Origin of the sequence: Gulosibacter sp. (genome assembly GCF_052090685.1) — a bacterium.
GTDB lineage: Bacteria > Actinomycetota > Actinomycetes > Actinomycetales > Microbacteriaceae > Gulosibacter.
On the sequence record NZ_JBQDBE010000001.1, the window covers coordinates 269946 to 282139 of the forward strand.

General features: G+C 59.4%; 14 protein-coding genes. 13 read left to right on the forward strand and 1 reads right to left on the reverse strand.

Annotated elements, in window-relative coordinates:
- Window positions 1-29: 29 nt before the first annotated feature.
- From dapB to hemW, 4 genes are read left to right on the forward strand one after another with little or no spacing between them, the layout of a single operon-like run.
- A complete protein-coding gene (gene dapB, locus ACTHXA_RS01310; RefSeq protein ID WP_441668548.1) occupies window positions 30-758 on the forward strand; it encodes a 4-hydroxy-tetrahydrodipicolinate reductase in 729 nt (242 codons plus the stop codon).
- Window positions 755-1216 carry a hypothetical protein gene (locus ACTHXA_RS01315; RefSeq protein ID WP_441668550.1) on the forward strand — a complete coding sequence of 154 codons (462 nt, stop codon included), beginning with the start codon at window positions 755-757 and terminating at the stop codon, window positions 1214-1216. Before dapB ends, ACTHXA_RS01315 begins: the two co-directional genes overlap by 4 nt.
- Complete coding sequence (thyX, locus tag ACTHXA_RS01320) at window positions 1213-1941, forward strand: FAD-dependent thymidylate synthase (RefSeq protein ID WP_441668552.1); 729 nt, start codon at window positions 1213-1215, stop codon at window positions 1939-1941. Before ACTHXA_RS01315 ends, thyX begins: the two co-directional genes overlap by 4 nt.
- Window positions 1931-3151: a radical SAM family heme chaperone HemW gene (gene hemW / locus ACTHXA_RS01325; protein WP_441668554.1), complete on the forward strand. Its 1221-nt coding sequence runs from the start codon at window positions 1931-1933 to the stop codon at window positions 3149-3151. The genes thyX and hemW overlap by 11 nt, the downstream gene beginning before the upstream one ends.
- Window positions 3152-3184: 33 nt before the next feature.
- Here the strand turns inward: hemW and ACTHXA_RS01330 are convergent, their stop codons facing one another.
- On the reverse strand, window positions 3185-3577 hold the full coding sequence (locus tag ACTHXA_RS01330; protein WP_441668556.1) for a DUF4870 domain-containing protein: 393 nt from the start codon (window positions 3575-3577) through the stop codon (window positions 3185-3187).
- Window positions 3578-3766: 189 nt separating this feature from the next.
- On the opposite strand from ACTHXA_RS01330, the gene hrcA reads away from it, so the two are divergent.
- The 9 genes from hrcA to ACTHXA_RS01375 are packed head-to-tail and all read left to right on the forward strand — an operon-like array spanning window position 3767 to window position 12193.
- A complete protein-coding gene (gene hrcA / locus ACTHXA_RS01335; RefSeq protein WP_441668558.1) occupies window positions 3767-4789 on the forward strand; it encodes a heat-inducible transcriptional repressor HrcA in 1023 nt (340 codons plus the stop codon).
- 18 nt (window positions 4790-4807) lie between these two features.
- The gene (dnaJ, locus tag ACTHXA_RS01340) at window positions 4808-5902 is read left to right on the forward strand and encodes a molecular chaperone DnaJ (protein WP_441668559.1); all 1095 of its coding nucleotides are present in this window, start codon (window positions 4808-4810) and stop codon (window positions 5900-5902) included.
- Complete coding sequence (locus tag ACTHXA_RS01345; RefSeq protein WP_441668561.1) at window positions 5902-6651, forward strand: 16S rRNA (uracil(1498)-N(3))-methyltransferase; 750 nt, start codon at window positions 5902-5904, stop codon at window positions 6649-6651. Before dnaJ ends, ACTHXA_RS01345 begins: the two co-directional genes overlap by 1 nt.
- Before the next feature lie 17 nt (window positions 6652-6668).
- A complete protein-coding gene (locus ACTHXA_RS01350; protein WP_441668562.1) occupies window positions 6669-7016 on the forward strand; it encodes an HIT domain-containing protein in 348 nt (115 codons plus the stop codon).
- A 52-nt stretch (window positions 7017-7068) separates the two neighbouring features.
- Complete coding sequence (locus ACTHXA_RS01355) at window positions 7069-8022, forward strand: PhoH family protein (protein ID WP_441668656.1); 954 nt, start codon at window positions 7069-7071, stop codon at window positions 8020-8022.
- Window positions 8019-8492, forward strand: coding sequence for an rRNA maturation RNase YbeY (gene ybeY, locus ACTHXA_RS01360; protein ID WP_441668563.1), 474 nt, complete (start codon window positions 8019-8021; stop codon window positions 8490-8492). The genes ACTHXA_RS01355 and ybeY overlap by 4 nt, the downstream gene beginning before the upstream one ends.
- Window positions 8489-9889: a hemolysin family protein gene (locus tag ACTHXA_RS01365; protein WP_441668565.1), complete on the forward strand. Its 1401-nt coding sequence runs from the start codon at window positions 8489-8491 to the stop codon at window positions 9887-9889. The genes ybeY and ACTHXA_RS01365 overlap by 4 nt, the downstream gene beginning before the upstream one ends.
- Window positions 9886-10812: a GTPase Era gene (gene era, locus ACTHXA_RS01370; protein ID WP_441668566.1), complete on the forward strand. Its 927-nt coding sequence runs from the start codon at window positions 9886-9888 to the stop codon at window positions 10810-10812. Before ACTHXA_RS01365 ends, era begins: the two co-directional genes overlap by 4 nt.
- The gene (locus tag ACTHXA_RS01375; protein WP_441668567.1) at window positions 10778-12193 is read left to right on the forward strand and encodes a sensor histidine kinase; all 1416 of its coding nucleotides are present in this window, start codon (window positions 10778-10780) and stop codon (window positions 12191-12193) included. Before era ends, ACTHXA_RS01375 begins: the two co-directional genes overlap by 35 nt.
- Window position 12194 lies beyond the last annotated feature (1 nt).

A 12194-nucleotide genomic window follows, 5' to 3' on the forward strand; every position in this document is an offset into this window, starting at 1 on the left:
TGTTCCTGGGTGGCGGTACCGTAGATGCCATGACAATTTCAGTGGCACTGTCGGGAGCCAGCGGTCGGATGGGAACGCTCATCCAGTCGATCATCGAGGAGACGGACGCATTCGAACTGCACGCCGCCCTCACGAGCAAGTCCTCGCCGGAAGAGATGCTCGGTGCGGATGTTTTGATCGATGTGACTCGACTCGAAGTCTCAGAAAAGCTCGTGAACTTCGCACTCGACAATGGCATCAACGCCGTGATCGGTACCAGCGGATGGAGCCAGGAACGCCTTGCGAGTCTCGAAGAGCGCATCCCTGCTGGTCGAGGGGTCATCGTCGTCCCAAATTTCTCAGTGGGTTCAGTGCTCGGTACCCACCTCGCAACCATTGCCGGGCAGTTTTATGACTCGATCGAGATCATCGAGGCACATCACGACAAAAAGGTCGACTCACCGTCCGGTACCGCTGTTCGAGCTGCCGAAGCCATCGCTGCGGCACGCGGAAACGAACCGACGCCACCAAACCCCGACCAGGAGGCACGCGGGCAAGTCGTTGCCGGCATCCCGGTACACGCGCTTCGACTGCGTGGTGTGGTCGCGGATCAGCAGATGATCTTCGGCGGCAGGGGCGAGACCCTCACGATTCGGCACGAAACAATGTCAAATCAGGCCTATGAGCAGGGGATTCGCCTCGCTATTCACGCGGGGCCCGAGACAACGGGCCTCACCGTGGGCATTGATCGACTCTTAGGAATCGGCGACAGCAAGTGAAACGATGGTCCGGCGCCCGCATCGGTGTCTACGTGTTACTCGCGCTGATCGTCATTTACCTGATCGCCATTGGTGGCATGGTTTGGGGGATGATCACCAGCGGTGAACTCATCGGCATCATCATGGGTGCGGCGCTGATAGTTTTCCCGCTGCTAGGAATTGTGTTCATTTGGCGTGATGTCCGGTTTGCCCAGCAGGGAGACCGCGTGCTCGCCAAAATGGCGGATGCGGGTGAACTGCCCGAGGACACCTTGCCCAAGCGACCTTCGGGGCTCCCGGTGCGGCAGGCTGCAGACGAAGAGTTTCCCCGTTGGAAAACAGAAGTTGAAGCCGCGCCCGAGGATTACCGCACCTGGGCGAGGCTCGCTCTCGCGTATCGCGCATCCGGCGACACCGCCCGCGCACGACAGGCAATGCGGAAGGCAATCGAGCTAGAAACAGATAGGCTTGACGAGTGAGTGAAGAGATTGAATTCCGCAGCGACGTCACCGTCGAACTTGTCCGATCGCAAGCCCAGGACCGCGATGTGCTCTTTGCCGCACGGGTCTCGACAATCGGAGAACAGAGTATCCCGGTCGAAGGCGACGGTGAAGAACTCCAAAAACGAGATCGAGGACTCATCAACTTTTTGATGCGCGATCGCCACGGCACTCCCTTCGAGCACAACTCGATGACCTTCTACGTCCAGGCACCTATCTTCGTATTCCGTGAGTTCCAGCGGCACCGAATCGCGAGCTATAACGAAGAATCGGGCCGCTATCGTCAGCTGCGCCCTTCCTTCTACATTCCCGCGCCGGAACGCAATCTTCGCCAAGAGGGTCGACCCGGAAAGTACGAGTTCTTCCCAGGCACGCCGGAGCAAACTGAACTGGTTGCCGCCGAAATTCGCCGGGAGTCTGAGTCTGCCTACGCGAGCTATCAGCGGATGCTTGATGAGGGTGTTGCCCGAGAGGTGGCCCGTATGGTGCTGCCACTGAACATTTACTCTTCGATGTACGTGACCATGAATGCCCGCTCACTCATGAACTTCCTGTCACTGCGTCGCCTCGTCGAAGGCTCGGCATTCCCGTCCTTCCCGCAGCGCGAAATTGAACTGTGCGCGGAGCAGATGGAAACGCTCTGGGCCGAGCAAATGCCGCTCACCGCCGAGGTCTTCAACGCGAACGGCCGAGTTGCCCCCTAGCGCCCTTCCTGACGGTAAGCCAGTACCCACCGATGGTGCCCTGCCCGAGTCTGTCCGGGAGGGCATCGCCGGTAGACAGTTCGGTGCCTATGTGCACATTCCGTTCTGCCGGGTGCGGTGCGGTTACTGCGACTTCAATACCTACACCGCCACCGAGCTGGGTTCGGTATCGCAAGAGTCATATCCGGAGAAAGTCCTCGCTGAAATCGCGCTCGCGCGCCGCGTACTTGTCGATGCGGGTCAGGACGCTCCGCTGAGCACAATCTTTTTCGGCGGTGGCACACCGACGCTGCTACCCGCATCCGCACTCATCGACGTGCTCGCTCGGCTGCGTGACACCTTCGGGATTCGCGAGGGTGCCGAGGTCAGCGTCGAGGCCAACCCCGATTCGGTTGATCGCGCCTACCTTGAGGAGCTCCGCCGGGGTGGCGTCACCCGCGTGAGTTTCGGGATGCAGTCCGCGGTTCCGCACGTGCTCGCAACGCTCGATCGCACGCACGACCCGGCGCGTGTCCCCGAAGTGGTGCAGGCCGCGAAGGATGCGGGGCTCGAGGTCTCGGTGGACCTCATTTACGGTACGCCGGGAGAGAGCCTTGAAGACTGGCGCGCTTCTCTCGAGCACGCGATCTCGATGTCACCGAATCATATTTCTGCCTATGCGCTCATCATTGAGGCCGGGACCGCAATTGCCCGGCAAATCCGCCGCGGCGAAATTGCCGAAGTGGATGATGACCTGCAAGCGGACATGTACGAGCTCGCGGACGAGTTACTCGGCAACGCTGGGTTCGAATGGTACGAATTGTCGAACTGGTCCAAGGGTGGGAAATTTCCCTCGCGACACAATCTCGCGTACTGGCAAGACACCGACTGGTGGGGATTTGGTCCGGGTGCCCACAGCCACATCAACGGCGTGCGGTTCTGGAATGTCAAGCATCCCGCTGCCTACGCGAATCGACTCAATTCCGGAGAGTCTCCCGCAGCGGGGCACGAAGCTCTCACGAGCGAACAGCGATTCGACGAGTTCGTGTTGCTGCGCACACGACTGCGAGAGGGGCTGCCAATTAGCGAGCTTCCGGCGGACGCCCGCACCGGTGTGGCAGAACTGATCGGTAACGAACTCATCGATGCCCGAGAAGCATTGGCGGGCCGAATCATTCCGACCCTTCGAGGCAGGTTGCTCGCCGACGTGATCGCTCGGACACTCACGTAGCGAATACCGCGCAGCCTCGATGAGGCACCGGCCTTAGCTAATGAGACGCAGCGAGAACGGGTAACGGTAGCCGCCCGTTTTGTTCGTTTGAATTCCCGCCATTACTGCCAGCGCGATCACGGCGACAGCGAGCGCGAATGACAACAGGCCGCCCAAGATCCAACCAATAAAGGGGATCGTCGTGATCGCGCTTACCAACAGCGAAGCGATGAAGACGGTGATTCCGAAGTTGAGGGCTTCTTTGCCTTCGCGATCGTAGTTCGAGCTTTTTTCGCGCATCACGAGCCAGAAGATCAGCGGGCCGATCACGGTTACGATGTTCAGCAGGTGAGCCCACATCGACACATCACCCTGGTGGGCGGGTCCCGAGGGCTGACTTGCGGATTGCTGCGGGCCGTTCGGATCGTTCGGTGGGTACTGCGTCACGACGTCTTCCTTCGTGTGGTGATTGATTTTGCTCGCTGGCAGCGTATCTCAGTGCGGTGGCTGCGAAGGTGTCTTTCGTGGGAACGCGCGTAGACTTAGCAGTCGTACCTTGACAGTGCCAGTAGTGATGCAGTGGAAACTGCGCCGCGGTGGCACTGCAGAACATGAGATCAGGATGGAGTGGTGTCGGTGGTGAGTGATCGAAGCCTGGAGGTGCTTCGGGCAATCATCGGCGATTACGTCGAGACGAAAGAGCCCGTGGGGTCAAAGCGTCTTGTCGAGCGCCACAAGTTCGGCGTCTCTGCGGCAACCATTCGCAACGACATGGCGCAACTGGAAGAGGCAGAGCTCATTGCCGCGCCGCACACATCTTCTGGCCGCATTCCGACCGATAAGGGTTATCGCGTATTCGTGGACCAGCTCGCGGGGATTCGACCGCTCTCGCTGGTGCAGCGGCGCGCGATTGAGGAGTTCCTCGAACGTTCGAGCGATCCGGAAGAACTCGTGGTGCATTCGGTTCGAACGCTCGCGCAGTTGACGAACTCCGTGGCGATCGGGCACCTACCTTCGCTGCTGACCTCGTCGATTCATCGACTGGAACTCGTCGCGCTCAGTGAGCGGCGCATCCTGACGGTGCTGATCACCGACTCGGGTCGGGTTGAGCAGCGCATTATCGAGCTCGACCACGAGGTGAGTGAGACGGCCCTCGTCAAATTACGGCACCACTTCAATGAGACGCTTGTCGGCACAACGCTGCATGATGCGAGCGTCAAATTGGAACCACTTACTGACCCCTTTACGGGTACGGAAGAGACCATCGCCTCACAAATCGTGACCGCACTGGTGGACCAGCTCAACTCGAATCGCGACGATCGGCTCATCATCGCCGGAGCCGCGAATCTCGCGCGAACGGAGCGCGACTTTTCTTCGATTCTGCCGGTGTTGGAAGCGATGGAGGAGCAGGTCGTCCTGCTACGGTTGGTCGCCGAACTTGACTTGCAGGATCATGAAGTCGCGGTGTCGATCGGTCACGAAAACGAGGATTCTTCGTTTGAGGAGACGAGCATCCTCGCCTCGGGCTATGTTGCGGACAGTGGCGAAGCTCGACTCGGTATTCTCGGACCCACCCGAATGGATTATCAGCGCAATATTGCGGCTGTACGCGCAGTCGCACGGTATCTCTCGCGCGTGTTCAACGATCACGCCGAATAACCAAGGAGGCAGCCAGTTTTGGCAGACCACTACGAAACCCTGGGCGTGAGCCAGGATGCGTCTCAAGATGAGATTAAGAAGGCGTATCGCAAGCTCGCTCGGAAACTTCACCCCGATGTGAACCCTTCTGCGGAGGCGGGGGAGAAGTTCAAGGACGTCACGGCGGCCTATGACACGCTCTCCGACCCGCAGCGTCGCAAACAGTACGACATGGGTGGTCAGGATGCTGCCGGCGGATTTGGCTTTGGCGATATTTTTGATGCCTTCTTCGGCGGTGGCCAGGGCGGCGGTCGCGGGCCGCGTTCTCGCGCGCAACGCGGCCAGGATGCGCTCGTGCGGATTGACCTGGACCTCGATGAAGTGATCTTCGGCACCCACCGAGATGTGCAAGTCGCCACTGCCGCACGCTGCGAGGACTGCGCAGGCAGCGGCGCGGCACCGGGCACCTCTCCGGTGACCTGTGCGGATTGTGGCGGTTCCGGTGAGGTTCGTCGACAGGTTCGCTCAATCCTCGGCCCCGTTATTTCGACCTCACCGTGTGCCGCTTGCCAAGGCTTCGGTACGGTTATCGAACACGCCTGTGAAACCTGCCACGGTCAGGGCCGTGTTCGCGCTCAGGCGACAATTCCGGTCGACATTCCAGCCGGCGTCGACTCCGGTCTGCGACTCCACCTGCCGGGCCAGGGTGAGGCCGGTCCCGGCGGCGGACCGAATGGTGACCTCTATCTCGAGGTGCGAGTGCGCGAACACGAGGTATTTGTCCGCAACGGTGACGACCTCGAGTGTCTTCTTGAAATCTCGATGATCGACGCCGTGTTTGGAACGAACACCACCTTGCCAGCGCTCGACGGTGATATTGAGTTGGAGATCCCGGTCGGCGCGCAATCAGGCGATGTCCTCACGGTGCGTGGTCGTGGCATCACTCGGCTTCGATCCACTCAGCGCGGCGACCTCGAGGTCACGCTGCAGGTTCGGACCCCGACGAAACTCGATCACAAACAGAAAGAGCTACTGCAGCAGTTCGCTGAGCGCTCCAAGCACGAGGCCGGTCCGGAACTCTCTCGCGAGAAGCCGGGTCTGTTCTCCAAATTGCGTGGAAAGTTTGGCCGCTAGTGGCACACGCCTATCTTCAGCAGGAGTGGGATTCCGCCACTGCCGGGGATGAACTCACCGTGACCGGTGAGGAGGCGCGTCACGCGGTGAAAGTTGCGCGATTACGAGCGGGCGAGCAAATCTTGCTGCTCAACGGGCGCGGAACGCGTGTGGCGGCCGAAGTGGTGCAGGTCGACGCGACCGAATTTCGGGTTCGTGCAACCGCTGATTCCGTGAGGGAACCAGAGCCTTCACCGCGACTTGTGCTCGTGCAGGCGCTCGCAAAGGGCGGCCGTGACGAAATGGCACTGCAAGCCGCAGTCGAACTCGGGGTGGATGCGGTGCTCCCGTGGCAAGCAGAGCGGTCGGTGGCGAAGTGGTCGCCCGAAAAGACGCCAAAGCAACAGCAGCGATGGGACACCATTGCCAGGGAAGCGGCGAAACAATCTATGCGCGCCCGAATCCCCGAAATCTTGCCCGTCGCAACCACGAAGCAGTTGGCTGAGCGAATTGGGCAGGCACGGGTACTCGTACTCGACCCAGATGGTGACACCGGAATTGGCGAACTTGAACTAGGCACGGAAAAATCCACCGAGAGCCCCACACTCGCGCTCATCATCGGCCCGGAGGGTGGCATCTCGCCAGGTGAGCTCGATCGATTCCGCGCGGGTGGAGCATCCCTGGTGCGGCTCGGTGAGAATGTGCTGCGCACATCCACTGCGGGTCCCGCGGCGGTTGCGGCGATATTGACCAAACTGCGTCGGTGGTGAGCAGTAGTATTACCGCCATGGCCGATAGCATCTTTACCAAAATCATTAATCGTGAGATTCCGAGCGAAATAGTGTTTGAGGATGAGCGCGTGATCGCCATCCGTGACATCAATCCGCAGGCACCAGTGCACCTACTCGTGGTGCCAAAAGCCCCTGACTACCAAAACGTTGCAGAGCTTGCCGCGGCTGATGCCTCGCTGCTCGCACACGTGGTGGCCACCGCACAGTCACTGGCTGAGGAACACGCTGGCGGCCAATACCGTCTTATTTTCAATACTGGGGCCGAGGCCGGTCAAACCATCTTCCACGTGCATGCACACGTGCTGGCCGGCGGCCTCGAGGAAGGCACTCTTGCCGGAAACTGATCCGCTGCAACCCGAGAACGTCGAGCGTACGCTCACCATCGATGATGTGCCGATGGTGAGCGTGCTCGGCCCGGGTGACCAGATTCTTCGCACTATCGAACGCGAACATCCCCGGGTACGGGTGCTCGCGCGTGGCAATCAACTCACCATCTCCGGACATCGCGATGATGTTGCACGGGCAGAGTTGCTCGTTCGTGAGATCACTGAAATGGCGAAATCGGGCACCCTGCTCGATCCGCAAGCGGTGAGCCGTTCGAATCAGCTGCTCGAGACACCGGGAGCGCCATCACCGGCGGCGGTACTCGGGGAGTCAATCCTCACTTCGCGAGGGCGCACAATACGTCCAAAAACGCTCGGGCAAAAGAACTATGTCGATGCCATCGACGAGCACACGATCACCTTTGGCATCGGTCCAGCCGGTACCGGAAAGACGTACTTGGCGATGGCGAAAGCCGTCCAGGCTCTGCAGCACAAGGAAGTATCGAAGCTCGTGCTGACCCGCCCCGCCGTAGAAGCGGGGGAGAACTTGGGGTTCCTACCCGGCACGCTCACCGAGAAAATTGACCCCTATCTGCGTCCGCTCTTCGACGCCCTGGGAGAAATGCTCGAACCAGATCTTGTCGTCAAGCTCATGTCGACGAATGTGGTTGAGGTCGCGCCATTGGCCTACATGCGAGGGCGAACACTCAACGACGCGTATGTGGTGCTCGACGAAGCACAAAACACCACGCCGGAACAGATGAAAATGTTCCTAACGCGGCTCGGTTTTGGCTCGAAAATGGTGGTGACCGGTGACATCACCCAGGTGGACCTACCGAGCGGTGCGTCCGGGCTCAAACAGGCCTCGCGCGTCCTCGAGGGCATCGATGACATTCACTTCGCGTATCTCACGAGTAAGGATGTGGTCCGGCACACGCTCGTAAGCGAAATTGTCGACGCCTACACTGCACACGATGCAAGGAATCAGGTACGAACTGAACGCAAAAAATCCGGAGGCCGATTTTGAGCATTGAGATCAATAACGAGTCGAATATGGCGGTCGACGAGACACAAATCTTGCGGCTTGCCACCCACGTGCTCGACCAAATGTTCATTCACCCGGATGCTGACCTGAGCGTCGTGTTTGTGGACGTCGGACCGATGGAAGAGCTCCACGTGCAGTGGATGGATGAACCCGGTCCAACAGATGTGCTCAGCTTCCCGATGGACGAGCTGCGTCCCGGTTCAATCGAGCGGCAAACGCCGCCGGGACTCCTCGGCGATATCGTCCTGTGCCCACAAGTTGCGCAAAGCCAAGCCGAGGCTGCTGGGCACTCCACCGTTGATGAGGTCCTGTTGCTCGTGACGCACGGCATCCTGCACCTGCTTGGTTTCGACCATGCCGACCCGGAAGAACACAAAGAAATGTTTGGCCTGCAGCGAGACCTCCTCTTGAGCTTCGCAGTCGCCGAACGAAAGGCCGGTTTTCGCAAGTGACCTGGTTACTCGTGATCAGCATCTTGATCGTGTTGGTGCTGATCTCGACCCTGCTATCAGCGGCTGAGTCTGCACTCTCCGAACTTCCGCGCTCTGAACTCTCGGATCTTGCGGATGATCATCCCAAGAATCGCTTTCTGCCGGGTATCGCGCAAAATGCGGAAGGGCATGAGCACTCCGTTAAGTTCGCTCGAGCCGGTAGCGAGACGATCGCGACTGCACTCCTAGCAGTATGGCTTACGGACCGCATGGACGGACCGTGGCTCGCGCTCCTCATCACCGCAATCGTGATGCTGCTCGTGCACTTCCTCCTGAGCGGTTCGAGCGCGCGATCCATTGGTCACGCGCATCCGCAAGCAACCCTGCGCGCCGTTTCTTGGCTCGTGCGTGGCGTTCGCGTAATTACGGGCATACTCGCCGATTTGCTCACCGCGATCGGTGACTCGGTTACCCCGAGTCGTACGGCAAGATCGGGATCGCTCTCGAGCGAGGAACAGTTGCTTTCAATGGTTGATGAGGCGACTGAAGATGATGTGCTCCAAGAAGAAGATCGAGAACTGATTCACTCGATCTTTGACTTTTCGGACCGTCTCGTGCGCGAGGTGATGGTTGCCCGCACAGACATGGTCACGATTGATGCCGAGACCACGCTCAATGAAGCGCTTACTGAGTTGCTCGACGCAGGTTTCTCCCGAGCACCAATTGTGGGTCGAGACAGCGATGATATTCGCGGCGTTGCCTATCAAAAGGATCTCTCTCGAGAAATACTCCGAGGTTCGGCTCCGGCACAGGGGACTGTGGCCACTCTGGCTCGTCCCGCAACCTTCGTGCCGGAATCGCTAAATGCTAGCGAGCTGCTCCGAAGGATGCAGCGCGAATCCACCCACTTCGCCATCGTCATCGACGAATACGGTGGCGTCGCGGGCCTGGTCACGATTGAAGATCTCATTGAAGAGCTCGTCGGCGAGATTAGCGATGAACATGACCGAGATACCGATGACGTGGAACTGCTCCCGGACGGTCGAATGCGGGTGTCTTCGCGCATGTCCACGAGTGATCTCGGAGAGCTCCTCGATATCGAGATTGACGATGAGGATGTGGACTCCGTCGGCGGTCTCGTCTCCAAGGAACTCGGAAAGATCCCCAAGCTGGGAGATCGAGTCGTTGTCCACGGTCTCGAACTCACCGCGGACCGTGTTGGTCGCCGACACCGCGTGACTGAGATCAGCGTCCGGATGCTTGGCGAGAATGAGGATAAGGATGCGTGGCCCGGGGGCCTCGAGGATTCGCTCACGCGAGTGCTCGATGATCGCGAAGAGTCCCCACATGGGAGACTTTATAGTCAGCGACAGCAGCAACATCACCGCAATCAATCGATCGCCGAGGACACGCAATGAGTAACGAAGACACTGAGCGCTCGCCAGAGGCGCCGCAATATCGCGCCGGATTCGTGACGTTCGTGGGCCGGCCAAACGTCGGCAAATCAACGCTCACGAACGCACTCGTCGGCGAGAAGATCGTAATCACCTCCGACAAGCCACAGACCACACGACGCGCGGTGCGAGGAATCGTGCACCGGCCCCACGGGCAGATCATCATTGTCGACACTCCCGGAATCCACCGACCGCGAACGCTGCTCGGTCAGCGTCTCAATGACCTCGTCGAAGATGTACTGACCGACGTCGATGTCGTGGGGTTTTGCGTACCCGCCAACGAACCAATTGGCCCGGGTGACCGCATGATCAACGAATGGCTCGATCGAGCACCGCAGGCGAAGAAAGTCGCACTCGTCACCAAGTGTGAAACCGTACCGAGGCCGGAAGTCGCGAAACAGCTCATGGAAGTAGAAACGCTGCGTGACTGGGACGTCATCATTCCAGTTTCCTCCGTGGACGCGATCAACCTTGAGCCGCTGATTGATGAGCTCATTGGTCAGTTCCCCGAATCGCCACAGCTCTACCCGGACGACATGATCACCGAGGAGACATATTCGCAGCGCGTTGCGGAACTGATCCGTGAGTCCGCTCTCGCCGGAGTCCACGATGAACTGCCGCACTCCATCGCCGTCACCATTGAGGACATCTTCGATGAGGATGAAGAAGACGGTAAGCGACAGATCTACGCGAGCATCTATGTCGAACGTGAGACGCAGAAGGGAATCATCATTGGGCACAATGGCTCTCGGCTCAAAAATGTACGACAATTTGCAACCAGAGCAATCAACGCAATAAGCGACCGACGAATTAGTCTGACGCTGCACGTGAAGGTAGCGAAGGATTGGCAACGTGACGCAAAGCAGCTTGGCCGACTCGGGTTTTAACCCCGGTCGAGTCGGCCGCGAATGGCTGGGCGACTCACTCCACGAACAGCCACGGCATATCTGGCTCACGGACCTTATCGTGGGCCTGGTCATCATGCTCACAGTCGGTCTGCCGCTGTCGATTACCGCGGACTGGAATGTCTACTTCGACTGGGGACTCTTCGCCAGCTGGGTGCCGTATACCGTCGGTATCGTCATCCGACGTGTGGCGCCCTGGCCGGCGTTCGTGGCGGTCACGCTGGCGTTCAACATCAAGCTGCTCATGGGAGCACCACCGTCATTTGGTGACTGCGCGCTGCTCATTGTCCTCTTCAGCTTCGCCGCGAACGGCTCAATCCTACGCGTCTGGGTATCGGGCATAGCGGCGGTGGTCTACCCGCTGTTGCAAGCCATTTATCTCTCTCTTTTCCCGCTGGACCTGCCCTGGCTCGACGAGTATGCCGGAGATGGTTTCTACGGGTCGGGCGCCTTCATTGTGACGACGCTGCTGTTTGCACTCCCGCTGATGCTCATTACGATGCTCATTTGGCTTTCGGGGATGATCCAGCGCGTTCAGATCAAGGCGAATCAGCTTGGGCACGCGGCTGAGCTTGCCGAGATTGACTATCAACGCACGCAAGAACAACTCATCGTTGAGCAGGAACGCAACCGAATCGCCCGTGACATGCACGACGTCGTCGCACATTCCCTTGCGGTTGTTGTTGCTCAAGCGGACGGCGGCCGCTATCTCATGAAAGTGGATGCGGAGAAAGCAGAACCGGTGCTCACCACCATTTCCGAGACCGCCCGTGAAGCGCTCGCCGATGTCCGAGGGCTCCTTGGACAGCTTCGCCACACCCAGGGCGAAGGCCCCCAGCGAGGTCTTGATGACATCCCCGCGGTGCTCGAACGCATCCGTGCTGCCGGACTCAAACTAGATGTCAAGATCGTCGGCGAACGGCAACCCATTGGCGCGATCGCCGAACTGGCGGTATTTCGAGTAGTGCAAGAGGCACTCACGAATGCACTCAAGTACGGCGATAACAAGGATGCGACCTGCCTCGAGGCCTACTGGCAGGATAAGCTCCGGCTCGTAGTGCGCAATAAGATTGCTGAGGAACCCAAGATCAAAGCGGGCGGTGGGCACGGACTGATCGGGATGCGCGAGCGGCTCTTGGCGGTGGGCGGCGACACCACCGCTGGCTTAGAAGGTTGCTACTGGGTTGTTCGCGCCGAGACCCCGTATGTGACCCCGTGCCCGAGTCCCGGGCCCTCGGACTCCGAAGACGCCAGCAACCAACCGGAACCGGGTATCGGTGGCTGGCAGGAAGACTCGCAGCAGCTTCCTTCTAATGTTGATCCAGTAACTGCCGCAAGCGGTCCCAACCAGAATCGAGCCTAAT

Excerpts from the sequence above, each read along its gene's own strand:
- dapB (WP_441668548.1), top strand. The coding sequence starts at position 30 with ATGACAATTTCAGTGGCACTGTCGGGAGCCAGCGGTCGGATGGGAACG.
- ACTHXA_RS01350 (WP_441668562.1), top strand. The coding sequence starts at position 6,669 with ATGGCCGATAGCATCTTTACCAAAATCATTAATCGTGAGATTCCGAGC.
- ACTHXA_RS01355 (WP_441668656.1), top strand. The coding sequence starts at position 7,069 with ATGGTGAGCGTGCTCGGCCCGGGTGACCAGATTCTTCGCACTATCGAA.
- era (WP_441668566.1), top strand. The coding sequence starts at position 9,886 with ATGAGTAACGAAGACACTGAGCGCTCGCCAGAGGCGCCGCAATATCGC.